This is a genomic window from Kocuria cellulosilytica (assembly GCF_040981245.1).
Taxonomy (GTDB): domain Bacteria; phylum Actinomycetota; class Actinomycetes; order Actinomycetales; family Micrococcaceae; genus Kocuria; species Kocuria cellulosilytica.
In genome coordinates this window covers 489,915-514,292 of sequence record NZ_JAVFWZ010000003.1, presented here as the reverse complement: position 1 = coordinate 514,292, position 24,378 = coordinate 489,915, and the positions used below count along the sequence as shown (strand labels likewise).

At 69.6% G+C, this 24,378-nt stretch carries 27 protein-coding genes; 11 read left to right on the top strand and 16 right to left on the bottom strand.

Annotated elements, in window-relative coordinates:
• Positions 1-641 precede the first annotated feature (641 nt).
• Positions 642-2,147 carry an L-lactate permease gene (locus RCG67_RS07505; RefSeq protein ID WP_368825539.1) on the top strand — a complete coding sequence of 502 codons (1,506 nt, stop codon included), beginning with the start codon at positions 642-644 and terminating at the stop codon, positions 2,145-2,147.
• A gap of 424 nt (positions 2,148-2,571) precedes the next feature.
• Here RCG67_RS07505 and RCG67_RS07500 read toward each other — a convergent pair whose 3' ends face one another.
• Together RCG67_RS07500 and RCG67_RS07495 are read right to left on the bottom strand one after the other, a co-directional pair.
• Positions 2,572-3,081: a hypothetical protein gene (locus RCG67_RS07500; RefSeq protein WP_368825538.1), complete on the bottom strand. Its 510-nt coding sequence runs from the start codon at positions 3,079-3,081 to the stop codon at positions 2,572-2,574.
• A gap of 66 nt (positions 3,082-3,147) precedes the next feature.
• On the bottom strand, positions 3,148-3,315 hold the full coding sequence (locus tag RCG67_RS07495) for a hypothetical protein (protein WP_368825537.1): 168 nt from the start codon (positions 3,313-3,315) through the stop codon (positions 3,148-3,150).
• Positions 3,316-3,690: 375 nt separating this feature from the next.
• Here RCG67_RS07495 and RCG67_RS07490 point away from each other — a divergent pair, with 375 nt between their 5' ends.
• Positions 3,691-3,876 carry a hypothetical protein gene (locus tag RCG67_RS07490; RefSeq protein WP_058874486.1) on the top strand — a complete coding sequence of 62 codons (186 nt, stop codon included), beginning with the start codon at positions 3,691-3,693 and terminating at the stop codon, positions 3,874-3,876.
• 156 nt (positions 3,877-4,032) lie between these two features.
• On the opposite strand, the gene RCG67_RS07485 is transcribed toward RCG67_RS07490, so the two are convergent.
• The 3 genes from RCG67_RS07485 to RCG67_RS07475 all read right to left on the bottom strand — a co-directional run bounded on the left by RCG67_RS07485 (position 4,033) and on the right by RCG67_RS07475 (position 5,790).
• Positions 4,033-4,665 (bottom strand): zinc-binding dehydrogenase, encoded by a 633-nt coding sequence (locus RCG67_RS07485; protein ID WP_368825536.1) that lies wholly within the window; start codon positions 4,663-4,665, stop codon positions 4,033-4,035.
• A gap of 23 nt (positions 4,666-4,688) precedes the next feature.
• Positions 4,689-5,009 carry a hypothetical protein gene (locus RCG67_RS07480; RefSeq protein WP_368825535.1) on the bottom strand — a complete coding sequence of 107 codons (321 nt, stop codon included), beginning with the start codon at positions 5,007-5,009 and terminating at the stop codon, positions 4,689-4,691.
• 286 nt (positions 5,010-5,295) lie between these two features.
• Positions 5,296-5,790 (bottom strand): DUF6326 family protein, encoded by a 495-nt coding sequence (locus tag RCG67_RS07475; protein ID WP_368825534.1) that lies wholly within the window; start codon positions 5,788-5,790, stop codon positions 5,296-5,298.
• Between the two features lie 123 nt (positions 5,791-5,913).
• On the opposite strand from RCG67_RS07475, the gene RCG67_RS07470 reads away from it, so the two are divergent.
• The 4 genes from RCG67_RS07470 (at position 5,914) to RCG67_RS07455 (ending at position 9,609) form a co-directional block, all read left to right on the top strand.
• The gene (locus RCG67_RS07470) at positions 5,914-6,633 is read left to right on the top strand and encodes a TetR/AcrR family transcriptional regulator C-terminal domain-containing protein (RefSeq protein ID WP_368825533.1); all 720 of its coding nucleotides are present in this window, start codon (positions 5,914-5,916) and stop codon (positions 6,631-6,633) included.
• Positions 6,634-6,703: 70 nt separating this feature from the next.
• Entirely contained in the window at positions 6,704-6,898 is a 195-nt protein-coding gene (locus RCG67_RS07465; protein WP_368825532.1) for a hypothetical protein, read from the top strand.
• Positions 6,895-7,860: an NAD(P)-dependent alcohol dehydrogenase gene (locus tag RCG67_RS07460; RefSeq protein ID WP_368825531.1), complete on the top strand. Its 966-nt coding sequence runs from the start codon at positions 6,895-6,897 to the stop codon at positions 7,858-7,860. The genes RCG67_RS07465 and RCG67_RS07460 overlap by 4 nt, the downstream gene beginning before the upstream one ends.
• A 270-nt stretch (positions 7,861-8,130) precedes the next feature.
• Complete coding sequence (locus RCG67_RS07455; RefSeq protein WP_368825530.1) at positions 8,131-9,609, top strand: glutamine synthetase beta-grasp domain-containing protein; 1,479 nt, start codon at positions 8,131-8,133, stop codon at positions 9,607-9,609.
• A 47-nt stretch (positions 9,610-9,656) separates the two neighbouring features.
• Here RCG67_RS07455 and RCG67_RS07450 read toward each other — a convergent pair whose 3' ends face one another.
• The gene (locus tag RCG67_RS07450; RefSeq protein WP_368825529.1) at positions 9,657-10,157 is read right to left on the bottom strand and encodes an ArsI/CadI family heavy metal resistance metalloenzyme; all 501 of its coding nucleotides are present in this window, start codon (positions 10,155-10,157) and stop codon (positions 9,657-9,659) included.
• A gap of 99 nt (positions 10,158-10,256) precedes the next feature.
• Here RCG67_RS07450 and RCG67_RS07445 point away from each other — a divergent pair, with 99 nt between their 5' ends.
• Entirely contained in the window at positions 10,257-10,625 is a 369-nt protein-coding gene (locus RCG67_RS07445; RefSeq protein WP_368825528.1) for a metalloregulator ArsR/SmtB family transcription factor, read from the top strand.
• 87 nt (positions 10,626-10,712) lie between these two features.
• On the opposite strand, the gene RCG67_RS07440 is transcribed toward RCG67_RS07445, so the two are convergent.
• From RCG67_RS07440 to arsB, 6 genes are all read right to left on the bottom strand, one after another.
• The gene (locus tag RCG67_RS07440) at positions 10,713-11,798 is read right to left on the bottom strand and encodes an ArsO family NAD(P)H-dependent flavin-containing monooxygenase (RefSeq protein WP_368825527.1); all 1,086 of its coding nucleotides are present in this window, start codon (positions 11,796-11,798) and stop codon (positions 10,713-10,715) included.
• A gap of 88 nt (positions 11,799-11,886) precedes the next feature.
• On the bottom strand, positions 11,887-12,522 hold the full coding sequence (locus RCG67_RS07435) for an arsenate reductase ArsC (RefSeq protein ID WP_368825525.1): 636 nt from the start codon (positions 12,520-12,522) through the stop codon (positions 11,887-11,889).
• Between the two features lie 30 nt (positions 12,523-12,552).
• A complete protein-coding gene (locus RCG67_RS07430; protein WP_368825524.1) occupies positions 12,553-13,992 on the bottom strand; it encodes an NAD(P)-binding domain-containing protein in 1,440 nt (479 codons plus the stop codon).
• A 36-nt stretch (positions 13,993-14,028) separates the two neighbouring features.
• A complete protein-coding gene (locus tag RCG67_RS07425) occupies positions 14,029-14,511 on the bottom strand; it encodes an arsenate reductase ArsC (RefSeq protein ID WP_368825523.1) in 483 nt (160 codons plus the stop codon).
• Between the two features lie 57 nt (positions 14,512-14,568).
• Positions 14,569-15,000 carry an arsenate-mycothiol transferase ArsC gene (locus RCG67_RS07420; RefSeq protein WP_368825521.1) on the bottom strand — a complete coding sequence of 144 codons (432 nt, stop codon included), beginning with the start codon at positions 14,998-15,000 and terminating at the stop codon, positions 14,569-14,571.
• A gap of 52 nt (positions 15,001-15,052) precedes the next feature.
• Positions 15,053-16,147, bottom strand: coding sequence for an ACR3 family arsenite efflux transporter (arsB, locus tag RCG67_RS07415; protein WP_368825520.1), 1,095 nt, complete (start codon positions 16,145-16,147; stop codon positions 15,053-15,055).
• Between the two features lie 84 nt (positions 16,148-16,231).
• Here arsB and RCG67_RS07410 point away from each other — a divergent pair, with 84 nt between their 5' ends.
• The 3 genes from RCG67_RS07410 (at position 16,232) to RCG67_RS07400 (ending at position 18,546) form a co-directional block, all read left to right on the top strand.
• A complete protein-coding gene (locus RCG67_RS07410) occupies positions 16,232-16,603 on the top strand; it encodes an ArsR/SmtB family transcription factor (protein WP_368825519.1) in 372 nt (123 codons plus the stop codon).
• Positions 16,604-16,673: 70 nt separating this feature from the next.
• Complete coding sequence (locus RCG67_RS07405; protein WP_368825517.1) at positions 16,674-17,072, top strand: DinB family protein; 399 nt, start codon at positions 16,674-16,676, stop codon at positions 17,070-17,072.
• 292 nt (positions 17,073-17,364) lie between these two features.
• Positions 17,365-18,546: an alpha/beta hydrolase gene (locus RCG67_RS07400; protein WP_368825516.1), complete on the top strand. Its 1,182-nt coding sequence runs from the start codon at positions 17,365-17,367 to the stop codon at positions 18,544-18,546.
• Positions 18,547-18,757: 211 nt separating this feature from the next.
• Here the strand turns inward: RCG67_RS07400 and RCG67_RS07395 are convergent, their stop codons facing one another.
• Together RCG67_RS07395 and RCG67_RS07390 are read right to left on the bottom strand one after the other, a co-directional pair.
• The gene (locus tag RCG67_RS07395) at positions 18,758-19,240 is read right to left on the bottom strand and encodes a hypothetical protein (RefSeq protein WP_368825515.1); all 483 of its coding nucleotides are present in this window, start codon (positions 19,238-19,240) and stop codon (positions 18,758-18,760) included.
• Positions 19,237-21,702, bottom strand: a complete 2,466-nt coding sequence (locus RCG67_RS07390) for a molybdopterin oxidoreductase family protein (RefSeq protein ID WP_368825514.1) — start codon at positions 21,700-21,702, stop codon at positions 19,237-19,239. The genes RCG67_RS07395 and RCG67_RS07390 overlap by 4 nt, the downstream gene beginning before the upstream one ends.
• A 316-nt stretch (positions 21,703-22,018) precedes the next feature.
• Here RCG67_RS07390 and RCG67_RS07385 point away from each other — a divergent pair, with 316 nt between their 5' ends.
• Positions 22,019-22,279 (top strand): phospholipase D-like domain-containing protein, encoded by a 261-nt coding sequence (locus tag RCG67_RS07385; protein ID WP_368825513.1) that lies wholly within the window; start codon positions 22,019-22,021, stop codon positions 22,277-22,279.
• A 204-nt stretch (positions 22,280-22,483) separates the two neighbouring features.
• Here RCG67_RS07385 and RCG67_RS07380 read toward each other — a convergent pair whose 3' ends face one another.
• Both RCG67_RS07380 and RCG67_RS07375 read right to left on the bottom strand, forming a co-directional pair.
• On the bottom strand, positions 22,484-22,675 hold the full coding sequence (locus tag RCG67_RS07380; protein ID WP_368825512.1) for a CsbD family protein: 192 nt from the start codon (positions 22,673-22,675) through the stop codon (positions 22,484-22,486).
• A 370-nt stretch (positions 22,676-23,045) separates the two neighbouring features.
• Entirely contained in the window at positions 23,046-24,368 is a 1,323-nt protein-coding gene (locus tag RCG67_RS07375) for a serine hydrolase domain-containing protein (protein ID WP_368825511.1), read from the bottom strand.
• Between the last annotated feature and the right edge of the window lie 10 nt (positions 24,369-24,378).

Here is a 24,378-nt window from a genome sequence, read left to right as displayed (position 1 = left end):
TCCGAGCCCAGGCCGTGCTCACAGCGCCCAGGACTTTGACGTCTACACGTGTTCGTCGGTGAAGGGGGACGTCTCCACAGGGTGGAGGCGTCCCCCTACTGGGACCGTGCTCCCGGGTCACGGTCCCTGTGGTGCCGTAGCAGTCCATGTCATGGGAATCAGAACATCGACCGGGGCCGGCACCGGCCCGGATCTCAATCCAGGCCACGTTGAGAAGAGCGCCCAGTTCCCGTGGCATTGCCCGTCCCACTGAACCTCGCTCCAGCGGATCACCACCTGGAGTGGGCCCTGCCCCCAGCGGCTTCACCGGTTCGGTGGCCGGGGTGCGATCGGCATTCTTGTCAGGTCGTCCGAGGTGCCCTGGTCATGCCGCTGGCCGGTGGTGGCTGCCTCGTCGCGGATCGTGCGGTGCGGGGCCCGGTTCGGTGGGATCCATGGCCCCGCAGCGGGCCATGCCGAGGATGCCGTGGCAACGGCTCTTACGGTCGATGATCAGTTGCCGGCCACCCGTAGGATCACGCCATTGCACCCCGCCCTGCCTATGGTGGGGCTCCCGGCCCGACTCGAGAATCGGCGGTGCAGCAGGAGGTGCCCTCCGCCTCGGTGACCACCCTGACGCCGTCGGGGCGTAGCATCTGCCGGTGTCAGAGACCCGACAGGAGAAGTGTGGAGGTGGGCCGCCGTTGGACGTGCTCATGGCGGCCCTGCCCATTGTGCTGACCTTGGTGCTGCTGCTCGTGCCGGCGCCTTCGTGGGTGGCTCCCGGGGCCGGACTGGCCTCAGCCGTGCTGATCGGCTTGGCCTGGTTCGACACCCCTGTGTCCGGGGTGGCCTCGGCCTTCGGCGAGAGCTTCTGGACCCTGGTCGAGGTGCTGGCGATCATTGCCGGCGGGATCCTGCTCGCACGGGTCATGGACCGGACCGGTGCTCAGGAGAGCCTGGCCCGGTGGCTCTCGTCCGGGGGCGGCCCCACGGTGGTCTCGGCGCTGCTCATGGTGCACGGGGTGGTGCCGTTCCTGGAGACCGTCACCGGGTTCGGCGTCTCCGTGATCATCGGGTTGCCGCTGCTGCTGTCCCTGGGGTTCACGCCGCTGCGGGCGGCCTCCCTCTCGCTGGTCGGGCTCATGGTGGGCCCGTGGGGTTCCATGGGCCCCGGTACTCTGCTGGGCTCCCAGATCGCCGGCGTCACCCTGCACGACCTCGGGGTGGCTTCCGGGGTCCTGAACGTCATCGCCTTCTGGGGCTCCGGTGCCGTGGCCGCGGTCATCGCCGGCCGGGGGCTGCCCGCGTCCGACGGCCGGCCCCGGCCTGCTGACTACGGGGCCTGGATCGGCACGGGGCTGGCGTCGGGAGCGGTGCTGTCCGTTCTGGTCCTTGCCGCGAATCTGGTGTTCGGCACGGCCGTGGCCGGTGCGGTGGCGACCCTCCTGATGTCCGCGGGCTGGGCCGGGGTGATCAGTCGGGGACGTCTGGGGCCCGTCCCGGGCCGCGCTCTGGTGCCGTACCTGGTGCTGCTGGGCGGCACCATCGTCGGGCAGCTTCTCGAAGACCGGCTGCCGCCCGGTGGGTTCGGCGCGGTGCTGGGCTCGCCGGCCCTGTGGTCCAGCACCGGTGCCCTGGTCGGGATCGTCGTGCTCTCCATGGCCAGGGGCCACCGCCGACGGCTTCCCCGGGAGAGCGCCCGGATGTGGCTCCAGGTGGCGGTGCCGACCGGCCTGTACCTGGTGCTGGGCACCGCGATCTCCGGGGGCGGGCTGGCCGAGGCCCTGGCCACGGCGCTGACCGGGCTGGGGCAGGGCTACCTGTTCCTGGTCCCGCTGCTCGGTGGCCTGGGCGGTTACATCACGGCCTCGGGCACGGGCGCCAATGCCATGTTCGGGGGCACCCAGGACGCGGCCGCGCACGCCCTGGGCATGGACCCCCTGTGGATGATGGCCTCACAGAACGTGGCGGCCGGGCTGGCCTGCCTGGCCAGCCCGGCGCGCATCGAGCTCGCCTACCGGATCGCCGGTCCGCTGCACCGGAAGGACACCCCGGGGCCCGCCTTCACCCGCGGAGCCCTGGCCGCCAGGACCCTGCCGTTCGTGCTGGTCTGCTTGGTGCTGTGGGGCGTGGGGAACATGCTCTGGATGCCGACAGCAGGCTAGACCCTGGGCCCTGCCTTTCCTCCGGCGCCGAACGGGCCTCGAGGACGGGATCGGACCAGCGGCTCGGACAGGATCTCAGGAGTGATGGTTCTCGCCGCTCAGGGCCATGGACGGGGTGAAGCCGTGGTCAGCGCTGAGCTGGATGCGCCCGGCGGCCGAGGTAGAACGTGTCTGTCGGAAATCTCCGGCCCTCGAAACCTCCCGTTCCACCGACACCGTGGTTCCACTCTCGAGGCTGTCGTGAGCCCCCAGGTCCCCTGATGCAGATGCCGGCCCACACCAGCCGGGGACGCACTGCCCCCGACCGCCGACCAGTCCCATGCCCGACCCGTGGTGACTTCATATATGGCCGGCTACCGGACGACGACGGCCGCTTTGTAGCTGAGGTTCCGTCTGAGTCGGCGTTTGTCCTGTAGGGCAGGTCCTAGAGGATCTGGGCCGCGGGGGTGTCGCGGGTTTCTGCGGCGGGGTCGCTGTTCTGCCACTGGTCGAGCCGATCGGCGTCGCACTCGTCGCGGGAGGCGCTGGTCTCGTCGAGACGCTGAATGGTCAGGCATCCCTCGTCCTCGCCGTGGGGGCCGAGGAGGTGCCAGATGCGGGCTTCGCCGTCGACGACGATGGCAGCCTTGATGGCGGTGTGGTCCGGGAAGAAGCTGTTGGCGGTCCTGTTGGTGTAGTCACCGGCCAGGATGAGGGTCCGGTCGTCGCAGCTCAGCTTCAAGTTGTCGGGTGCTGTGGTGAGATCCTCGGTCTGTCCTGGGTCCTTGCCGGCTTCTGAGATGGTGCACCCGGGATCCGGGGTGATCGCGGTGGGCGTGACCTGGGAGGGGGTGGTCGGTCTGTCCTGGAGCAGCAGGTTGTCCTCGCACCCGGTGAGGCCCAGCGATGTGAGAGCGGCAGCGGCGACGCTGAGGACACGGACTGATTGCTGCACAGCGGGGCTCCTTGGCGCATCGCGGATGGTTTCCCAGCGCCCGGCCGGGGCGGTGCCGGGGATGGTCTATGGCCGCAAGCTGCCGGCACGGTCGCCGTGCTGGTGCACGTAGTCCCTGATGCCGGCGGTGACGCCCTTGCGCACCACCCAATAGAGCAGCCACAAGGTGATGGCGACCATGAGCAACCAGATGAACAGTCCGAGAAACGCTCCGACGCCGGCGACGTCCATCATGAGAGACCTCCTGGAGTAGATCGTTCCACGCTACAGAGGAATGGATCCGTCCTCGGCACCTCGCCCGGACCGTGCGTGTCGGAATGCCGGCGCTCGGCCGTGCGTGCGGACTGCGGTCGTCGTGGTGGCGTCGGCCTGCGGTGGAGGGGCAGGAAGGCGGGCTCGAGGGGTGTTCGTGCTTCTCACGGTGTCAACGACGGCCGTGATGAGTGCTCCCGCAGGTACGGTGCCCGGACAGGGCGGATCAGCCGGAGAAATCGTCGGTGATGCGGATGAGGTTCCTGCTTCCACCAGGAATCCGCACGCTGAGGCGGACGGCGCAGAGCTGCCGCGGAGGCGGATGCTAGTCTTCACGAACGCAACGGAAGTGATGTCATGCACACCAAGGTTCGAGTCGCAGCGATCGTCGTTCTCCTCCTCGCACTGGGCCTGTTCGCCGTGACTGAGTGGATGCCCGCCTTGCTGTTCCTGCCTGCGGCAGGAGGTGCGCTACTGGTGAATGAGCTCGGAATGCTCACGCCCGGACGGTCCGGCAGCGACAGGAACCGTCCACGCGGCTGACGGCGCGTTCGGCGTTCCACATCCGGGTGGTCGTGCAGTTGTCAGCCCCGGTGGTCTTCATTGCTTCGAGGATGGTGTGGGTGCGCCGGTCCAGGACTCGGCGCACGAGGGTCAGGGCGGGCGGTCGAGTCCAACGGGTCCTTCGCTGACGTGTGCTCAGACCGTGATGACCACCTTGCCCCGCACCTCACCCGAGTCGAGTCGGGTGATCGCCTCGGCGGCGCGCTCGCGTGGGAACACCTCGTCGACGACGGGCACGACCTCGCCCGCATCGATGCGCCGCGTCAGCTCGGCGAGGTCGCCGCCGTTCCTCCTGGCGGCCGGCGGACGCAGCCGCTGCGGCACGAACAACGACATGGTCGATGCACGGACGATGCGACCGACCGGGCCGAGCACCTTCCCTCCCTTTCCCGCGGCGACCAGGAGCGTTCCATGCCGCGTGAGCGAGCGACGCACGCGTCCGAGGGGGTGGTCGGCGACGAGGTCGAAGAGCACGTCGTAGCGACCTCCGCCGACGCCGCCGGAGGCGCCGTTCACGAGCACGTTCTGCCCGGGCGCGACGCCTGCCAGCCGGAGTCCTTGGAGCGCGGTGGTCCCCGAGACCGGCACGGACGAGGCATGAACGGCGTCCACGGTCGTCGGCCGCAGCGCGACGAACCGTTCCTGCACCTCGTCGTCGCCGGTCACCGGCGTCTCGACCTCGGCGAGCGAGAGCACCTCGGTCCCGCCGTATCCCAGTTGGGTGATGGCCCTCATCGTTCCGCGCGGATGCTGAGGGCGTGAGTCCATGGTGTTCTCCTGTCTCAGTCGGTTCATGGGCATCGCCGGAGGGTTCGAGGGTGCAGTCCCAGTGATGAGCGAGCCGTGACCGGCTCCCTCTGCCACCGCACCGGGTGCACGATGACGAGCGCGAGCAGCACGACCAGGACGATCTCCTTGGCGCGAAGGCCGGGGATCCGGGCCGGGACTGCCGCGAACGTGGAGCGGATCATGCCGGTGGCGTATTCGCCGGTGATGAGCAGGGCACCCAGGACGGCGATGGTCGGCATCCCGAAGTGGAAGCCGCTGAAGATGACTTCGGCGCCGTGCATCTGCTCGATGCCCGGGGCCAGCGCGAGATCGTCGACCCTCATGACCGGGACCTTCCGGGATGATGGTGGGACCGGCGGATCCGGTACTGGGGCTCGGCGTGCCCGTCGTGGCGGGTCGGTGCGGCGGACGACGACGTTGCCGTTCTTGGGGTCGGTGTCGAGGATGCGGTGGATCTGTGTGCGCATCCGATGACCTGGCCTGCCGGTGGGGGGCCTTGGAAGGCCCCCCACGCGGTGTCTCAGTGGTAGTTGATGTCCCACCGCCAGGAGGCCCGCACCGCGGCACCGAGGCAGATGGCTCCGAACAGGACGGGGACTGCTCTCGGGTTCACGCTTGCAGCTGGGCGCGAACGGCTTCACGGTCCGGGCCGGTCGCCATGGTCACCGGCGGTGAGGTGCGGGGCCAGGTCCAGGCGGAGCGCAGGATGAAGGCCAGGAGCAGCACCTCGATGGTGATGTGGAAGCCGTAGTAGAAGGCCCAGTCCCATGACGTCCCGACCGCGTTGAACACCGTGACAGGGAGGTAGAGCGATGCCACGACGAGGTTCGTGGCGCGGTTCACACGGGCGGGCAGCGTCATGGAGAGCATCACCATCAGGGCCGGGAACCCGATGACCACGACGAAGATGGTCATCAACGTAGGGGTGATGTCGAACTCGAATATGCCGCCACCCCGGATCTGGTCGATGGCGCCGGGCTGGTAGAGGTGGAAGTAGTCGATGTAGATGTAGAAGAACATCAAGCTGGTCCAGGTTGCCGCGAGCTTGGCCGGCACCGGGATCCGCAGGTTCTCCAGCGTGGTGGTGCGTTGACGTGCTCTCATCGTGGGCTCCGTTGTGGTGGTGAGGATCGCTAGGTCCTCGGGTTTCGTCGAACGTTCGACTTACGGCTGTAAGGGGTGATCACCAACGTAGACTTACGGGTGTAAGTGCGCAAGGATGAGAAAATGACGCGACGCACACCACTGAGCAGGGAGAGGATCATCGACGCCGCCGCCGCAGTCGCCGACCGCGCGGGCGTCGCCGCCGTGAGCATGCGCAGCGTCGCGAAGGCGCTCGGCGTCGAGGCGATGTCGCTCTACCATCACGTCCCCAGCAAGGAGGCGCTGCTCGACGACCTCGCCGACTGGGTGTTCCAGAGAATCGAACTGCCCCAGGTCGGCGCTACCTGGCGGGAGGCGCTGACCGGCCGGGCGCGATCGGCACGGTCGGTGCTCACCGCTCATCCGTGGGCGCTCGGGATGATGGAATCGCGTCCCAACCCCGGCCCAGCGCTGCTGCAGCACCACGACCGTCTCCTCGGCGTGCTGATGTCCGAGGGCTTCAGCGCCGCGCTGGCGACACACGCGTTCTCCGCGATCGACGCCTACGTGTACGGGTTCGCGCTGACCTGGACGAGCCTGCCGTTCGAACCGGGGGACGGCGCCGAGGAAGCGTTCGCCAACAAGGTCGCGGCGTCGGCGGAGCTGTATCCGCACATTGCGCGCTCGCGCGCCGAGCTGCTGGGCAACGGCGTCTACGCGTTCGCGGACGAGTTCGACTACGGGCTGGAGCTGCTGCTGGAGGGCCTGGAGCGTCGGGTCGCCGACGAGAGCTCCGCGCGGAAGGGCGCGCGAGTACGCTGTCCGCCAGCAGGTGGGCGGACGTCTTCACCGAACGGCGCGTGATGGTGCGCCCCGGCGGGCGCGACTGGTGTCGGCTCCGCCGACCGCGGATTGATGGTGCCGAGGAGGTATCGTGCTCGCGCGCTTCGTGCATTGGATGAACGTCTCGGTCGACCTCAAGATCGAACTTGTGCCCTGGGAACAGGGCGGTGGCAGCTGCATGCGCATCGCCGAGTCGCTGCACCGCGAGCTCGACGCGCGAGCGCGCGCCATGTCGCTCATGGTCGAGGGGCCCACGATCTACGAGACGATGGTCGTGCGGGCATGAGAGCGGTCGTCTCTGACCGCTACGGGTCGCCCGATGTGCTGCGGCTCGACGACATCGCGACGCCGACACCGGGAAGAGGTCAGGTGCTCGTGCGGGTGATCGCGACCTCGGTCAATCTGAGCGATTGGGAGGGGCTGCACGGGTCGCCCGCCTATGCCCGATTCGGCGGCCTGTTCAGACCCGCCCGCCGCACGCTCGGTTCGGACATCGCGGGAGTGGTCGAGGCAGTGGGCGCCGGGGTCACGCTGTTCCGGCCCGGTGACGATGTCTACGGCGACAATCTCACTCTGAAAGGCGGTTTCGCGGAGTACGCCGTGGCGCCCGCGCACGCTCTCGCGCTCAAGCCGGCCGTACTGTCGTTCGCCCAGGCGTCGACACTGCCGCAGTCGGGGGCGATCGCGGTGCAAGCAGTTGCGCGCGCGAAGCCCCGTGAGCGGATGCTGATCAACGGCGCCGGCGGAGGAACTGGGGCGTTCGCGCTCCAGCTCGCCGCTGCTTCCGGCATCCGTGTCACCGGCGTGGACAACGCCGGCAAGCTCGACTTCATGCGATCCCTGGGGGCCGCCGAGGTCATCGACTATCGCGCCCACGACTTCACCTGCACCGGTCCGTACGACCTCATCATCGACCTCGCCGCCCGGCGGTCGGTGTTCGCGTATCGCCGTGCGCTCGCCCCCGGTGGCACCTACCTGATCGTCGGCGGGACGACGCGCGCCCTGCTGCGAGTGGTGACGGTAGGCGCACTGATCGGCACGATGACGGGTCGGCGCTTGGGGGTTCTCGCCGTCAAGCCGGGTCCGGCGCACTTCACGCCTCTGGCCGACCGATGCATCGCAGGAGATGTCCGTATTCACATCGACCGTGTGTTCCCCCTCGAACAGGTGCCCGAAGCGCTCGCCTACGTCGGCGACGGCCACGCGCTCGGCAAAGTGGTGGTCGAGGCGCGGGCAGGTGCCGACTGAAGACCGCGCGAACCTACGAGAGGGTCGGTCTCGACGTCTCGAGGAGCAGGGCATTCACGACCGTCGCGGCCACACAGAGACACAGATTTTGGACATGGAGTCGCGCCCCACCGCAGGCTGCCCCCTGGGTCAAGTCAGTCCAGTCCGGCCACATCCGGGGTGTCACCAGCTCGACACGTGGCCAGCACCTTTCACCGGACCGGCAGCTCTCGGTAGGGCCCTGGCGTTCTGACGCTGGTAGAACGCACTTTGACGCTGGTAGAACGGAGCATGGCCATCGACGCCTTCGAGCCCCACCCGATCGTCCGCCTGCTCGGCAAGCCCTCGGCCGACTTCACCGGCGGCGACCTCGTGCGCGCGATCGAACAGCTGGGGCTGCACCAGGTGAACCTGCGCTACGTCGGCGGCGACGGGCGTCTGAAAACCGTGGCCTTCCCGATCAATTCGCGCGACCACCTCATCGAGGTGCTGACGCGGGGCGAGCGTGTGGACGGATCGAGTGTCTTCGCTGGCACCGATACCGACAACAGCGACGTCTACATCGTTCCGCGTCACCGCACGGCCTTCCTCAACACCTTCGGCCAGCGGTGCTCGCTCGACGTGCTGTGCTCCTTCTACGACGAGCTCGGCAAGCCGCTGTCCTACGCGCGCGAGCAGGTGGTGCGCCGCGCGGCCGAGGTGCTGACGCAGGAGACCGGCATGACGCTGGAAGCCTTCGGCGAGCTGGAGTACTACCTCGTCGGCGAGCCCGAGCAGATCTATCCCGTCGAGGAGGAGCGCGGCTATCAGGAGTCGAGGCCCTTCTCGAAGGGCCAGCAGGTTCGGGAACAGGTGCTGGGTCACCTCTGCGCCATGGGGGTCCCGTTGAAGTACGCCCACGGCGAGGTCGGCAACATCGTCGAGGACGGCCGGCAGCTGGTGCAGGACGAGATCGAGCTCCAACCCGTGCCCTTGGAGCAGGCGGCCGACAACCTCGTTCTGGCGAAGTGGGTGGTGCGCGAGGTCGCCCACGCCCATGGTGTCGAGGTGACCTTCGCTCCCTCGGTGAGCGACCAGGGCGCAGGAAACGGCCTGCACATCCACAGCCGGCTGGTGCGCAACGGCGTCAGCACCATCGTCGGCAAGAAGGGGATCAACGACACCGGGCGTCGGCTGATCGCCGGCTACCTCTCGGCGGCCAGGGCGCTGACCGCGTTCGGCAACACGGTCCCCACGTCCTACCTGCGATTCACCGACGGTGAGGAGTCGCCCGAGAGCATCTGCTGGGGTCAGAAGAACCGCAGCGGTCTCGTCCGGGTGCCACTGGCGTGGGGCGGGGACGTGCTGGCCGGCATGGTCGCCCACGCCAATCCTGACAGCGCCGAGCCCGTCCCCGAACCCGCCACGCACCCGCAGACCGTCGAGCTCCGGCTCGCCGACGGCTCGGCCGACGTGCACCTGCTCCTGGCCGGCATGGCCGTCGCGGCGAAGCGCGGGCTGAGTGATCCCGCGAGCTTGGAGCTGGCGGAGCAGCTCAGCACCGCCGACCACGACGACGTCGAGCGCTTGCCCCGCTCGTGCGCGGAGTCGGCCGACATGCTCGAGGCCGAGCGCGAGATCTTCGAGGCCGACGGCGTCTTCCCCGGTGTGCTCATCGACGCCTTGCTCGTGGGCTTGCGCGACGCCGACGACGCCACGCCGGTCGGGAAGCTCGCAGAAGACGAGGCCGCTCGGAAGGAGCTCATTCGCCGTCACTGGCACGTCGGCTGAACTCGGCCGGCCTTCGGGCGAAGGCGGCTCGACCCCGCCGGGGTATCTCAGCAGCAGCTGGGCTGCTTGGTGGTCTGCTCGCCGGCGTCGGCCGGGGCGGACCGGTCGTCGGTGGTGCAGCAGGTGCCGTCGCCGGCCACGTCGGACTGCTCGGGATCGGTCTTGCCTTCCAGATCGGGGCGGGCGTCGGCTTTGACGGTGTAGACCTCCCAGGGTTCCTGACCGGGGCCGGTGACCCAGACCTTGTCCTGGACGGCGTAGCAGCAGGTGGTCTCCTCCTCGGGGCGGGTGGTCAGCCCCGCGTCGGCCAGACGGTCTGCGGCGGCGTTGACGAGCTCGGTGGACTCGACCTCCACCCCGAGGTGGTCCATCCGGGTGTCCTCCCCGGGTTCGCCCTCGAGCAGGACGAGCTTGAGGGCGGGCTCGCGGATGGCGAAGTTGGCGTAGCCGGGCCGGCGCTTGGCCGGGGTGGTGTTGAACAGTGTCGAGTAGAACGCGATGGAGGCCTCGAGGTCGGCAACACGCAGGGCGAGCTGGACTCTGGACATGGCTGATTCCTTTCCTGAGATGACGACTCACCATTGGATATAGATCGCCGTCAATATCCTGATGTTGCCACTGGCATCGAGGAAGGTCAATATAGATATATGTCTATTTCTGGTGACGATTCCGTCGCTGTCTCCACTGCTTTGGTCTGTTGCGCTCCGCTGGCGCGGGAACCGCTGGGGCGGGAGCGGGCGGAGGAGATCGCTGCGCTGTTGAAAGCCTTGGCGGATCCGGTGCGGTTGCAGCTGCTGTCGATGGTGCTGGCCCACCCCGGTGGGGAGGCGTGTGTGTGCGACCTGCTGCCGGCGTTCGAGTTGTCCCAGCCCACGATCAGCCACCACCTGAAGGTCCTGCGCGAGGCTGGGCTGCTGGAGCGGGACAAGCGTGGAGTGTGGGTGTACTACAGGGCTCAAGCGGCGGCGCTGGAGGCGCTGGGGACGTTGTTCGCCCCCGCGGCGGCCACCGCATGACCAGCACACCCCCACCCGCGGACCGTGCGGTGCGTCCGGCGGGTCGGCACCTGAACCCGCCCTTGTCGCTCGACGGGCATGCCGGGGTCAGCGGGTCGGAAGAATGGGCGTCGGGGTGGCCAGCTGGCGTTGGAGGGCTGCGGCGGTGGCCTTGGCGGTGGGGCCGACCCCGATGAGGGTGGCCGAGCCGGGCCCGGTCCAGTCCCCGTAGCCCACCAGGTACAGCCCCGGAACCTGTACCGAGGCGGTCCCGTCGGTGCGGATCGTCCCATCGGCCTCGCGCACGTGCAGGGGCCGCAGATGGCGCAGGGCGGGGCGGAAACCGGTGCACCAGATCACCGCGTCCACCTGCTGTTCCCGTCCGTCGGCCCAGGCGATCCCGGTGGAGGTGAAGCGATCGAACATCGGTTCCGGGTGCAGCAGTCCGGCGTCCCGGGCGTGCTTGACCGGGGGCAGCACGACGATGTTGCCCAGCGCCCCGACCCCGCCGGGGTCCGGGAGCCCGGCGGCCAGGGCCCGGGATCGTTCGGTGGCCACGCGGAAGAGCTCCCGGCCGTCGACTTCGTCAGGCAACCAGTGCGGCTCGCCCTTGAGGCACCAGGTCAGGTCCGCGACCTCGGCGATCTCGGCGGCGATCTGGGCCCCGGAGTTCGCCCCGCCCACCACGACCACCCGCTTTCCCGCATAGGAGGCGGGGCCACCGTAGTGGGCGCTGTGCACCTGGGTCCCGGTGAACGCTCGTCGGCCGGGGACGGTGGGCCAGAAGGGCTGGGACCAGGTGCCGGTCGCACTGACCACCGACCGGGCGAACCAGGCGTCTCCGGTGGTGGTCTGCACGCGGAACCCCTCGTCGTCACGGTGCACGGCGCTCACGTGCACCGGCCGGCGGACCGGCAGGTCGTAGCGGGTCTCGTAGTCGGTGAGGTAGTCGATGACATGGGCCGCATCCGGGTTGTCCGCCCCGGTGGGAGGCATGAGCCTCCCGGGCAGGGAGGAATACGAGGAGGGGGAGAACAGCCGCAGTGAGTCCCAGGTGTGCCGCCAGGCCCCGCCGGCGGTCTCCTGGTCGTCGAGGATCACGAAGGACAGGTCCGTGCGGCGGCGCAGATACCACCCCACGGCCAGCCCGGCCTGACCGCCGCCGATGATCACCACGTCCACCTGGTGTCCCATGATGTTCAGCCTCCCATGCCTCGGCCCACCCACGGGTTCGGCCCCGCCCCGACGGGCCGGGGCGGGGCCGAACCCGTGGGTGGTGTGATCAGTTGCGGATCTGGTCCCACAGGGCCTGGACCCGGGTGTCGATGGCCTCGACGATCTCCCGCACGCCCTCCAAGGTCTCCTGGGAGGGGTCGGCGATGCCCCAGTCCAGGTAGCGCTTGCCCGGGTACACCGGGCAGGCGTCCCCGCAGCCCATCGTGATCACGTAGTCCGCCGCCCGCACCACGTCGTCGGTCAACGGCTTCGGGTAGGCCCCCGTCAGGTCGATCCCGCGCTCCTTGAGGGCCTCGACCACCAGCGGGTGCACCTCGGCCCCGGGCAGGGACCCGGCGGAGCGGACCTCCACCCCGTTCCCGGCGTGGTGGGCCAGCAGGGTCGCGGCGATCTGGGAGCGGCCGATGTTGTGCACGCACACGAACAGCACCTGGGCCACCGGCTTGTCGATCTTGCCCTGGGACTGGGCCAGCGCCCGCAGCCGGTCATCAGCGAAGTGCCCCGCGGTGGCCGCCAGGTACGTGCGGACGCGCGCGGTGCGCGAGAGCGTCGCGTAGGACTCGAAGACGTAGCGCTCAACCGTTTCCGGGGAGAAGATCCCCGCGTAGCGCTCGGCCAGGTGGGCGGCGGTGCGGGACAGGACGTGGGTGTCCAGCTGGGAGGTGGAGGTGGATTCGGTCATGGCGACTCCTGGTTCCGTGCGGTAGGTGGATCAGCAGCCAGACGAGCGGACAGAGACCGGCGTGGCCCCGATGGTGACCAGCTGGGGCCCGGGGCAGCAGGCATCGGCCGGCACCTCCGCCACGGCCGGGGCGCAGCAGCCCTGATCCTCGGTGCTGTTGTCAGCAGACCTCGGGGCGGGCAGGTCGCAGGAGCCGCCCAGGTCGGTGGAGCACACCCCGGTCTCCGGCAGCACGAGCTGCACGTCGTCGGCCGCGGCCCGGTCCCCGGCCAGGGCGGCAGCGATGGAGCGGACCTGCTCGTAGCCGGTGGCCATCAGGAAGGTCGGGGCGCGCCCGTAGGACTTCATGCCCACGATGTAGAACCCGGTCTCGGGGTGGGCCAGCATCTTCTCCCCGTGCGGGGTGACGGAGCCGCAGGAGTGGAACTCCGGGTCGATCAGCGGCCCCAGCCGGCGCGGGGCGTCGACGGCCGGGTCCAGGTCCAGGCGCAGCTCCGCCAGCATTCCCAGGTCGGGGCGGAACCCGGTGGCCGGCACCAGCAGATCCACGCTGAGTTCTTCGTCCCCGGAGGGGGTGGTGGCCCGCACGGCCAGCCGGTCGGCGGTCGTGCTGAAGCCGGTGATGGTGAAGGAGGTGTGCACGTCGATCACCCCGGATTCCACGAGCCGGCGCAGCCGGGTGCCCAGTGCGCCCCGGGCGGCCAGTTCGTCGCGGTCCTCCCCGCCGTAGACCCGGCTGACACCAGCGGAGCGCACGGCCCAGGAGATCCGGGTGCCCGGCTCCTGCTCGGCCAGGGCGCCGAGCTCGAGCAGGGTGTTGGCCGCGGAGTGCCCGGCCCCGACCACGAGCACGTGGCGGCCGGCGAAGCGCCCCCGGTCACGGCCGGTGACATCGGGCAGCGGCGCGGTGACGCGCCCGGCGGCAATGGCCTCGGCCTCCCCAGGGGCCGGCAGCCCCGCCCGGCCCAGCGGGTTCGGCGTCGACCAGGTCCCGGAGGCGTCGATCACCGCCGATGCCTCGAGGTCCTCCAAGGCACCGTCGGTGTGCTGGATGCGCACCAGGAACGCGGTGGTCTCCCGGTTGCCGGTGCGGGTCTTGTCCATGCCGGCCCGGGAGACGGCCACCACACGGGTGCCGGTGCGAATCCGCCCGGCCAGGAGAGCGGCGAGGGGTTGCAGGTAGCGCTCCACCAGCTCAGCCCCGGTGGGCAGGTCCTCGGGGTCGGGTGCGGTCCAGCCGTGGGTCTCCAGCAGGCGGGCGGCGGCGTCGTCGACGTCGTAGCGCCACGGGGAGAACAGGCGGGTGTGGCCCCACTGTCGGATGGCCGCGCCGATCGTCTCGCCGGCCTCCAGAGCCAAGGGGGTCAATCCACGCTCGAGCAGGTGCGCGGCGGCGGCCAGGCCCACGGGCCCGGCCCCGATCACGACGACCGGCAGAACAGCAGTATCGGTGGTGGTGGCGTCAGGCATGGGTGGCCTCCTCCACGAGAGCGGTGGCGGGTGTGGTCATGACGGCTCCTGCCCTTGCTTGGTGGTCTCGGCCGGCAACAGCTCGGAGAGCAGAGCCTGGATCCGGGCCTTGATCTCATCGCGGATCGGGCGCACGGCCTCCACGCCCTGGCCGGCCGGGTCCTCCAGCTTCCAGTCCTCGTAGCGCTTGCCGGGGTAGAACGGGCAGGCGTCCCCGCAGCCCATGGTGATCACCACGTCGGAGTCCTGCACCGCCTCGTCGGTGAGGATCTTCGGGGTCTGCGCGCTCATGTCGATGCCCTCCTCGGCCATGGCCTGCACGGCGGCCGGGTTCACCGCGTCGGCCGGGGCGGAGCCGGCCGAGCGCACCTCGATGCGCCCGCCGGAGAGGTGGGTGAGGTAGGCGGCGGCCATCTGGGAGCGGCCCGCGTTGTGCACGCACACGAACAGGACGGAGGGCTTGTCCGTGGTCTCGGCCGGGGTCATCGAGGTGGTCTCGGGGGTGGTCTCAGCAGTCATCCGGATCATCCGTTCTGTCGCAACGAAAAAAGGGGAGGGAAGGGGAAGGGGCGGCGCTCAGGAGGGGCTGCCGTCGGTGAGCTCGGTGAGCAGCTGCTGCACCCGGGTGTCGATGTCGTCGCGGACCAGGCGCATCCGCTCCGCGCCCTCGATGCCGCGTTCCGAGGGCTCGTCGGTGTGCCAGGTCTCGATGGTCCCGGCCATGCCTTCGACGGGCTCGACCTTCGCCTCGTCACCCAGGACCACGACCCGGTCGACCCGGCGCAGCAGCTCGGTGTCGATGGGCTTGGGGAAGCCGGTCGACATGTCGGCTCCGACCTCGGCGATCACCTCGGCGGAGAGCGCATTGATCTTGGTGCCCGGTGCGGTGCCGGCGGAGTGGACCTCCACGGCACCTGCGGCGCGCTTGTCCATGAGGGCGGCGGCCATCTGGGACTTGCCGCCGTTCTTGGCGCAGACGAACAGGACGGAGGGTCGGGTGTCGCTCAACGGATACTCCTGGAGATTCGCGGGGTCAGAGGTTTCGCGGGACGTGGCGGGGTCAGCGGGTGGGGACGGTGGCATCCCCGGGGAAGAGCTTCCGGCCCGCCCACAGGGACACATAGACCAGAGCCACCAGCACAGGGACCTCGATGAGGGGGCCGACCACGCCGGCCAGGGCCTGGCCGGAGGTGACCCCGAAGGTGCCGATGGCCACGGCGATGGCCAGCTCGAAGTTGTTGCCGGCGGCCGTGAAGGCCACCGTCGTGGACTTCGCGTAGTCCAGGCCCAGGGCGCGGGAGGCGAGCAGGCCGATGCCGAACATGAGGAAGAAGTAGACCAGCAGCGGCCAGGCGATGCGCACCACGTCCCAGGGGTTCGAGGTGATCGCGTCCCCCTGCAGGGCGAAGAGCAGCACGATGGTGAACAACAACCCGTACAGAGCCCAGGGGCCGAGCTTGGGCAGGAACGTGCCCTCGTACCAGTCGCGGCCCTTGGCCTTCTCGCCGAGGGTGCGGGTGAGGAACCCGGCCACCAGCGGGATCCCGAGGAACACGAGCACGGAGACGACGATGGACCACACGGAGAACTCCGCCGACGTCGTGGGCAGGCCCAGCCAGGACGGAAGGACCTGGAGGTAGAACCAGCCCAGGGCGCCGAAGGCGATGACCTGGAACACCGAGTTGATCGCCACCAGCACGGCCGCCGCCTCGCGGTCCCCGCAGGCCAGGTCGTTCCAGATCAGGACCATGGCGATGCAGCGGGCGAGGCCCACGATGATCAGCCCGGTTCGGTACTCGGGCAGGTCGGGGAGGAAGATCCAGGCCAGGGCGAACATCAGGGCCGGGCCCACGATCCAGTTCAGCACCAGGGACGCGCCCATCAACCGCCGGTCGCCGGCCACGCGGTGGGTCTCGTCGTAGCGGACCTTGGCCAGCACCGGGTACATCATCACCAGCAGCCCGATCGCGATCGGAAGGGACACTTCCCCGATCCGCACGGCATCCAGGGCGGTGTCCAGCCCCGGGACGAAGCGGCCGAGCAGCAGACCGGCGAGCATCGCGGCGATGATCCAGGCGGGCAGCCAGCGGTCGAGGAAGGACAGGTCCTTCATCACCCCCTGCGAGGTGGCGGGGGCGGTGGTGGTGGTGCTCATGATCAGGGGCAGCCCTTCGTATCGACGACGATCTATCGGAAACACTAGGGGTCACATCGACATTGGTCAATGTAGGATGGGGTGATGACTCTCGCACCGGACCTCCAGGCCGCCGCCGATCAGTGCGCCCCCAGCACCACGGACACGGAGTGCTGCTCGCTGTCGAGCGGGCCCATGACCGCCGATGACGCCCAGCGGATCGCCGGCCGGCTCAAGGCCCTGTCCGACCCCACTCGTCTGCGGCTGCTCTCGCACGTGGCCGCCCAAGGCTGCGGCGCGGTCTGCGTGTGCGACCTGACCGCGGTGGTGGACATCAGCCAGCCCACCGTGAGCCACCACATGAAGAAGCTCGTCGACGCCGGGCTGCTCACCCGGGAGCAGCGGGGCAAGTGGGCCCACTACTCCGTGGTGCCCGAAGCCTTCGCCGAGCTCCGCTCCTTCCTCGACCTGCGTTGACGCGCCGTCGCCGGACTCGTCGAGCCCGGGCCCGGTCTCAACCAGCACACCGCACGAGGGGATGACCACGATGAGCAGCGATACCTCGTCCACCCGCCAGGGGATCCACGACGAGCTCGAACGGGTTCGGGCGGACTTCCACGCCCTCGTAGCCGCGGCGACGCCGGCGGAGCTGCGCCGGCCGTCGTCGGGCACTCGTCCCTTCCACCTCATCGACTACCAGAGCGACCGTGGGGCCGCGCGGATGGTCCACGGTCCGCGGCTGCTCCGGTGGTTGGACCGCACCCTCGACGTCCTGCAGGCCCAGCTCGAGGCCGAGCCCGCGGCCGCACTGGCCCGCGGAATGCCCATGCCGGTCTCCTGGGACCCGTACTTCCGCGACTGGATGAGCCTGGCCGAGATCTACCACTACGGCACCCGGCACTACGACCACCACCGACAGCAGCTGACCCTCGGCCGGCCATCGTGAAGAGGTCCCCTCACGAGCTCGGCACTGCGGTGGAGGTGGCCTCGTCGGCGTCCTGGGTTCTAGGCGGGATCGCCGGTTCAGGATCGACCCCGCTGAAGTCGATGGGGCCATGGGCGAGGGGTGAACGAGAAATCCATCCCCTCCGCTCTGCATGCGGCCGGCCACCGGTCGCGTCCTGTGAGGGCGACGGTTCAGCAGAGCATTCCTGCCCGGAACAAATCAGCGTGGTGAGGCGGGACGCTGGGGCGCAGAGAGTTCCGAGCGCCTGCCACGCCGGGCGTACGCTGGCGGTGTGGGCAATCCTGAGCTCGTTGCTCTGCCGGTGGGATTCGAACGTTTTCACCGACGGGACTTCATCAACTATCAACTGAACCGGGCCCATGCACTGGGCTTCGCCGACCGCCGGGAGCTGTTCGACGCCGCGGCGCACCTGGGGTCGATGGACGACTGCGCTCCCGTGTTCGCGACCTTGTCGAGCCAGGCTGCCGCTGAGGGCCGGTACCGGCATGCGACAGGTTATGCGCGGATCGCGGAGTTCTTCACGCCGCCGCGGACGGCGCAGAAGGCGGATCGCTACCGCCGGTATCTCGAGCTCTTCGACACCGCGTTCGCTGATGCCCACATCGCCCGCCACGAGGTGCCCTATGCCGGAGCGGCGCTGCCGGTCTGTGCGCTTCCGGCGGGCGGATCGGCGACGGGCGGCACCGTGCTGCTGCACGGTGGATTCGACTCCTTGATCGAGGAGTTCTTTCCCGTCTGCCAGCGGGTCGCTGCCGCCGGCTTCGACGTGATCGCCTTCGAGGGACCTGGACAAGGTGGCGCGCGGACGGTGCACGGGCTCACCTTCGACCACGACTGGGAGAAACCGGTCGCGGCGGTGCTGGACCACTTCCGGCTCGACCGGGCCGCTCTGGTCGGCATCTCGATGGGCGGGTACTGGGCGCTGCGTGCGGCAGGGCGCGAGTCCCGCATCCACGGAGTCGTGGCCTGGCCGCCGGTCTACGACTGGTTGCACAGGCTTCCACCGGTGCTGCGGACCCCGGTCCGCACGATGGTGCGGTACCGGCGCTTCATGCGCTGGAGCGTGCGCACCCGTTCCCGGTTGTCGCCGACCCTGCGTGCCGTGGTCGACCAGGTGCTCTACATGCTCGACAGCGACGACCCGGCCGATGTCGCCGAGTGGTTCCTGGCCATGAACGCCGGACACCTGGACAGCGGGCGGGTGCGCCAGGACGTCCTGCTGATGTGCGGGGAGCACGACGCCTTCCAGCCGCCGGCACTGGCACGCGCCCAGGCTCAGGCGCTCACGGGCGCTCGCAGCGTCACGACGCGCATGTTCACCCGAGCGGAGCACGCCGATCAGCACTGCCAGATGGGCAACCTCGAGCTCGCCTGCCAGGTGCTCACCACCTGGTTGCGCAACGCCGAGGCGAACGCCAACGTGTCCGAGCCGCGATTCGATCCGGCTGCATAGCGCATCGACACCACATCGAGGACACAGCCCCGACCAGGGGTGCCCGTGGCCTGGGATGGGTGACCGCGCTGGCCGGCTGCCGGTCTCGTCCAGCGCGGTGGCCGCCACGACGGCCTGTGGAACACCGCGCGCAGCGCTGCCGACCCGGAGCGGGCCGGGCGGGACGACGCCGCCGCGGTGGGCTCGACGTGAGCGGGAGGGACAGATGCAGTCAGCTGATGAGGATCTGGGTGGAGTTGACCTTGAGCATGGCGTTGGCCCAGCGGACCTGGCGCAGGGTGTCGGGGTGGCAGCGCTGGGTGACGTCGAGCAGGTCGTGGTGCTTGATGCCCTGGGCGGCCTGCGCGAGCATCTCCCAGTCGGCCGAGACCCCGGAGGCCATGGTGTAGACCTCCCGCAGGTCGACCAGCATCAGCAGCGCGGCGTGACTGCGCCGGCCGATGAGCTCGCTGCCCTTCTCCCGCAGCTTCTCCGTGAGGCGGTGCTCGCCTTCGGGTTCCGGGTCGAGGTCCTGGTCGTAGTGCCGGCCGATCTCGGCGATCTCCCGGACGTGGTGCTGGGACCAGCGGGCGAGGTCGCGGGCCAGGTGGTAGATCTCGTGGTCGACCTTGTGGCGTTCGGAGACGTGCAGCAGCTTCTGGGCCAGGTCGTTCTCGGAGCGGTGGAGTTCGTGCAGGACCAGGCCGATCTTCATCGCAGTGCCTCCGCGGTGGTGTCGTGGACATTCTCATCGGCTGCTGCCGACGGGCTACCGGTGGTGCGGTGACCGACGTCGGCCACCGGGGCCGAGGCCGTGGTGGTCGGGGCCCGGGAGGGGCCCTTGGCCGCGGCGATCTTGGTGATCCTGGCGGCGGCGGTCTTGAAGATCGGCTGCTTGGAGGCCGCGTCCCAATCGGTGATCGTCAGCTCGTTGGCCGCCCGCCCGGCCTTGCCGGGCTCGTGTCCTTTCTTGGTGTCCCAGTACCCGTAGTGGAAGGGCAGGAACAGCACCCCGGTGCGGATCTCGGTGATCCGCGCCTTGGCCTGCACCGATCCCCGCGGGGTGCTGATCCGGGTCAGGTCGCCCTCGCTGATCCCGGTGGCGGCGGCGTCACCGGCGGAGAGCTCCACCCACACTTCCGGGGCGGCGTCCTGCAGCTGCGGAGCGCGGGCGGTCTTGGTGCGGGTGTGGAAGTGGTAGAGGGTGCGCCCGGTGATCAGCTGCAACGGGAACTCCTCACTGGGCATCTCGTGGGGCGGCAGGTACTGGGCGGCCTTGAGGATCGCCTTGCCCGACGGGTTCAGCGCTTTGTACTCGGCCGGCTCCAGCGGCGCGCCGGTCACCAGGTCACGGCCGTAGCTCTCGCAGTACTCCGGGTCGGACCAGAACGCCCCGTCGACGTAGATGTGTTCAGAACCATCGGGGTGCTCGTCGTTGCAGGGCCACTGGATGCCGGAGCCACCGCGCAGCTTGTCGTAGCTGAGACCGGTGTAGTCGCAGGGCCGGCCACGGGTGCACTCCTTCCAGGCCTCGAAGGCCGATTCGGGGTCGTGCCACTTGATCAGCGGGTCCCCGTCCTTGTCCTTCAGGCCGAGGCGGTGGGCGTAGTCGAGGAAGATGTCGAGGTCCGGTTTCGCCTCCCCGGGCGGGTCCACGGCTTTCTCCGACAGGTGCACGGTGCGGTCCACGTTGGTGAAGGTCCCGGTCTTCTCACCCCAGGTGGCTGCCGGCAGCACCACGTCGGCCAGCCGAGCGGTCTCGGACAGGAAGATGTCCTGGACCACCAGGAACAGCCGCTTCTGCTGCAGGATCGAACGGATCCGGGCCAGCTCCGGCAAGGACACGGCAGGGTTGGTGCCGCTGACCCAGAGCATGCGGATGGAGCCGTCCTCGACGTAGCGCATCATCTGCATCACGTGGGTGGGCGGGGAGTAGTGCGGGATCTGGAACGGTTCGACGTTCCACACCTTGGCGAGATCGGCGACGTGGGCGTCGTTGGACCAGTTGCGGAATGCGGGGAGGTCGCCGTCGCCGCCGCATTCGCGGGTGTTCTGGGCGGTGGGTTGGCCGTTCATCTGCAGGATCCCGCAACCGGGTCTGCCGAGCATGCCGCGGATGATGTTGATGTTGTTGACCTGCACCGCTGCGGCGGTGGCCTGGTGGGACTGGTAGAAGCCCTGCAGCACGGTGGACAGCAACCGCTGGGCACCGCCGATGATGCGGGCGGCTTCCCGGATCTGCTCGGCGGGCACGTCACAGATCGTGGCCACGGCCTCCGGGGTGTACTCCTGCACCCTCTTCTCGAGCTCGGGGTAGCCCACGGCGTGGGCGTCGATGTAGTCGTGGTCGACCCGGTCGTGGGTGATGATCTCGTGCAGCAGCCCGTTCATCAGGGCGACGTTGGTGCCCGGGCGCGGAGCCAGGTGCACGGTGGCGTGCCGGGCGACCGGGGTGGGCCGGGGATCCACGCAGATGACCTGCGGTGGATTGGTCCCGGCCAGGCGGTCCAGCACGCGCATCCACAGCACGGACTGGGTCTCGGCCATGTTGTGCCCGTACAGGGCGATGACGTCGGCGTGATCGATGTCGGTGTAGGAGCCGGGCTGGCCGTCGGAGGCGAAGGACTCCTTCAACGCGGCGGCGGCGGTGGCAGTGCACAGCCGGGTGTTGCCGTCCACGTGGTTGGTGCCCAGTCCGCCGTGGGCGAGGACGCCCAAGGTGTAGTATTCCTCGGCGAAGAGCTGGCCGGTGGTGTAGAAGCCGATCGCGCTGGCACCCTGTTCCTCCAGCAGGTCCTGGGTGCGTCCCACGATCCGATCCATGGCGGTGTCCCAGTCGGTCTCCACGAGCTTGCCGCCCCGTCGGATCAACGGCCTGGTCAACCGGTCGGGGGAGGCGTTGGCCCGCCAGCCGTAGAGATCCTTCACTCCCAGGCGCCCGTGGTTGACCCGGTCCACGGCCCGGCCCCGGACCCCGGCGATCTTTCCGTCCTTGACTCCGATGTCGAGAGCATCACCGTTGGAGTGCAGGATCGAGGCGGTCTGCACCCATCGGTCCATGTCCTCGGGACCGAGCCCCTCGGCCAGGTGCGTGTCGACCCGCACCGGCCAGTCCTCCCCGGCGGCGTAGGGGGTTCGGGTGCCCCACGGTTCAGCGATCCGGTCCTTGCTCGTCATCGAGTCCCCTCCGGTCCTGCCTCGGCCTGCTCAGGCCTGCTCCGGCACGGTGTCCGCGCCCGGACTGCTCCGACTCTACGCACGCCCCAGGAAGGCCAACAAGGGTGCTGACGAAAACGGCAGAGCGGAGCCGCGGCATCGTCGATGCCCTCGTCCCGTGCCCCACGCGCAACCGGTCTCGCGGGTACGGGGCGAGCAGGAGATCCTCGTCCAGGAGCCGGCGGGTCCCGGCGGCGGCGACCCATCACGCCCAGCGCTCGTACGACGAGAAGCTGATCCGCGCAGGGATCAGGGTCGTCCTCCACCCCGCTCCTGGGTGCTGCTGCACGCCGAGTTCGTGCCGGCCGATGAGGACGTCGCGGTGGTGGGCTCCTCCAACACGGACATCCGCTCCTTCGCCCTGGACCACGGGGTCCACCTCATGGTCGTCGACCCAGGCTTCCGCACTGGCAGGCAGGACGTGGTGCAGAGCTACCACGAGGACAGCCATGAACTGGATCCGAACTCCTGGCCGGCCCGGCCCCGGCACCAGGAATACCTGGACAACGTCGCCCGGCTCACCTCCGCCCTGCAATAGCAGGCCGGCGACCCCGCGGTGCCCGCGTGCTGAGCCGCCCCGACCGGCCAGGCGCCATCGGGCTCATCGTCTCCCCGGCGGCAACATCCGTTCCGAGAGTCTTGTCCGTGTCGGGCCGCCGCCTGGTGGTCAGGTGCGGCTTCGAGAGCCGGCCCTTCGCCTGCTTTGGCCCGCCACCGGCAGGCCGGGGTGGGATGGATCGGACTATGTCTCGTCCTCGACGATGTCCCGTGCGGTGTCCTCGACGTCCTCGCCGTCGCCTTCGGCCCGGCCCACGGCGTTCTGCGCGAGCCCCTGGGCCTGCAGCTCCGCGTTGCCGGTGACGGCGCCGAGCCTGTCCTTGGCCGCGCCCACGACCCGGTCGGCTGTGGCGCTGATCCGGTCTGCGAGTCCCATCGGTTTCTCCTCCGAAGTGGTGAACGAAAGAGCCCTCTGTTGGACCGGTGATCCAGATTAGACGACATACCATCGGGCCTTCCAGCGCGCCGCCGCGGCACTTGGGGCAGTACCGGTGTCGTCACCGGCTGGGGGCACCACGACCGGCGCCGGGACGTCCGTTTCGGGACGCGGAGCGGGGAGCACGAGGTGGGCGCAGGCAGTGGGAATCCCGACAGGGGCGAGCGGAGCCTTCTGCCCATCATCGACGTCCTCCGGCCCGGGGCGTCGAGAGGTGGTCCCGAGGACGGGGGAACAGCCCCGTCGGGCAGGACCACCGGATGATCCCGCGCGCCGGGTCGGTGTTCGACCGATCCGGTGCTGCGGATGGTCAGCGTTCCGGGTTGGGGGTGAAGGTGTGGCCCAGGGCGGTGGAGAGCCCGGCGAAGATCCGTGTGGCCGGAGTGGCGCAGGGCAGGGTCCTGGGATCGTCGGCCAGCACCGGGGACTCCGGGCAGTCCCCGGAGGCAATGTCACTGGTGGCCTGCACCACCACGGTGGTGTCGGTGGTGGTGTCGTAGTAGACGGTGGTGTTGTAGCCGGGCTGTGTCCCGGTGTGCCCGACCCAGCCGTCGATGCATCCGAAGCCCAGCCCGTAGCCGGACTCGGGTGGCTGGAACGAGGTGAGGCGCTCCCGCTGGGCCTCCGGTTCCAGCAGTCCGTGCCCGGTGCCCATGGCCCGGCCGTAGACCAGCAGGTCCTCCACGTCCGAGATCAGGGCCCCGGCGGTGTCTCCCCACGAGGGATTCCAGTGGGTGGCATCGGCCGGTGCTTCCGGGGTCGCGGTGTCGCCCTGGAGCGTGAAGCCCCGCGCGGAGGGTTCCGGCAGCTCGGTGGAGTCCCCGGGCCAGGTGGTCTCGTCGAGCTCCAGAGGATCGAAGATCCGCTCCTCCAGGACCTCCCCGACCGGCTGGCCGGTGACCTGCTCGACCACCAGGCCCAGCAGGATGTAGTTGGTGTTGGAGTAGTCGAACTGCTCACCCGGGGCGAACAGAGGAGATTCCGAGACGCCGACGGCGACCAGTTCCTCGGGGGTGAAGACCTGCTGCGGATCCGCGAAGAAGCGGTCCGTGAACTGAGTGCTGCGGGTGTAGCTGGCCACACCGCTGGTCATGTTCGCGAGCTGCCGCAGGGTGATCTGCTCCCCGTTGGGGATGCCTTCGATGTAGTCGGCGATGGGGTCCTCCAGGGAGAGCTGGCCCTCCTCCGCCAGCTGCAGGATCAAGGTGGCGGTGAAGGGCTTGGTGACCGACCCGATGCGGGTGTGCACGCCCACCTCCATGGGCTCCCCGGTGGCTGGGTCGGCCATCCCGTAGGCGGCCGTCCAGGTGCCCTCGGGGGAGGAGACCCCCACCACCGCACCGGGCGCAGACGCCTGGCCGAACGAGGCCCGGGCGGCGGCATCCAACGTCGTCGCCAGCTCCTCGGGCAGGGGCTCGGCCGTCTGCGCGGAAGGTTCCCGGGTGACGACGTCGTCGACGTCGGTGACACAGACGTCGGAGCCCGTGGCCGACGGTGTCGCCGAAGCGGCCGGGGCGTCCGCCGGTCCGGCGGGGGAGGGCGGGGTGGCCGTTGCCCCGCCGGTCCCGAGGAGGAGCACCGCCGCCGTGGCGGCGGTGAACGTGTGACGAGCGGATCGTGCCGGTGATGACATTGTCGTCTCC

Bases quoted from the DNA above. Each gene is read 5' to 3' on its own strand.
- RCG67_RS07470 (WP_368825533.1), top strand. From the start codon at position 5,914: ATGACGCGACGCACACCACTGAGCAGGGAGAGGATCATCGACGCCGCC.
- RCG67_RS07430 (WP_368825524.1), bottom strand. From the start codon at position 13,992: ATGCCTGACGCCACCACCACCGATACTGCTGTTCTGCCGGTCGTCGTG.
- RCG67_RS07480 (WP_368825535.1), bottom strand. From the start codon at position 5,009: ATGAGGGTCGACGATCTCGCGCTGGCCCCGGGCATCGAGCAGATGCAC.
- RCG67_RS07380 (WP_368825512.1), bottom strand. From the start codon at position 22,675: ATGGGACTCGCAGACCGGATCAGCGCCACAGCCGACCGGGTCGTGGGC.
- RCG67_RS07495 (WP_368825537.1), bottom strand. From the start codon at position 3,315: ATGATGGACGTCGCCGGCGTCGGAGCGTTTCTCGGACTGTTCATCTGG.
- RCG67_RS07440 (WP_368825527.1), bottom strand. From the start codon at position 11,798: ATGGGACACCAGGTGGACGTGGTGATCATCGGCGGCGGTCAGGCCGGG.
- RCG67_RS07425 (WP_368825523.1), bottom strand. From the start codon at position 14,511: ATGACTGCTGAGACCACCCCCGAGACCACCTCGATGACCCCGGCCGAG.
- RCG67_RS07435 (WP_368825525.1), bottom strand. From the start codon at position 12,522: ATGACCGAATCCACCTCCACCTCCCAGCTGGACACCCACGTCCTGTCC.
- RCG67_RS07450 (WP_368825529.1), bottom strand. From the start codon at position 10,157: ATGTCCAGAGTCCAGCTCGCCCTGCGTGTTGCCGACCTCGAGGCCTCC.
- RCG67_RS07445 (WP_368825528.1), top strand. From the start codon at position 10,257: ATGTCTATTTCTGGTGACGATTCCGTCGCTGTCTCCACTGCTTTGGTC.
- RCG67_RS07485 (WP_368825536.1), bottom strand. From the start codon at position 4,665: ATGGACTCACGCCCTCAGCATCCGCGCGGAACGATGAGGGCCATCACC.
- RCG67_RS07405 (WP_368825517.1), top strand. From the start codon at position 16,674: ATGAGCAGCGATACCTCGTCCACCCGCCAGGGGATCCACGACGAGCTC.
- RCG67_RS07490 (WP_058874486.1), top strand. From the start codon at position 3,691: ATGCACACCAAGGTTCGAGTCGCAGCGATCGTCGTTCTCCTCCTCGCA.
- arsB (WP_368825520.1), bottom strand. From the start codon at position 16,147: ATGAGCACCACCACCACCGCCCCCGCCACCTCGCAGGGGGTGATGAAG.
- RCG67_RS07375 (WP_368825511.1), bottom strand. From the start codon at position 24,368: ATGTCATCACCGGCACGATCCGCTCGTCACACGTTCACCGCCGCCACG.
- RCG67_RS07460 (WP_368825531.1), top strand. From the start codon at position 6,895: ATGAGAGCGGTCGTCTCTGACCGCTACGGGTCGCCCGATGTGCTGCGG.
- RCG67_RS07475 (WP_368825534.1), bottom strand. From the start codon at position 5,790: ATGAGAGCACGTCAACGCACCACCACGCTGGAGAACCTGCGGATCCCG.
- RCG67_RS07395 (WP_368825515.1), bottom strand. From the start codon at position 19,240: ATGAAGATCGGCCTGGTCCTGCACGAACTCCACCGCTCCGAGAACGAC.
- RCG67_RS07455 (WP_368825530.1), top strand. From the start codon at position 8,131: ATGGCCATCGACGCCTTCGAGCCCCACCCGATCGTCCGCCTGCTCGGC.
- RCG67_RS07410 (WP_368825519.1), top strand. From the start codon at position 16,232: ATGACTCTCGCACCGGACCTCCAGGCCGCCGCCGATCAGTGCGCCCCC.
- RCG67_RS07390 (WP_368825514.1), bottom strand. From the start codon at position 21,702: ATGACGAGCAAGGACCGGATCGCTGAACCGTGGGGCACCCGAACCCCC.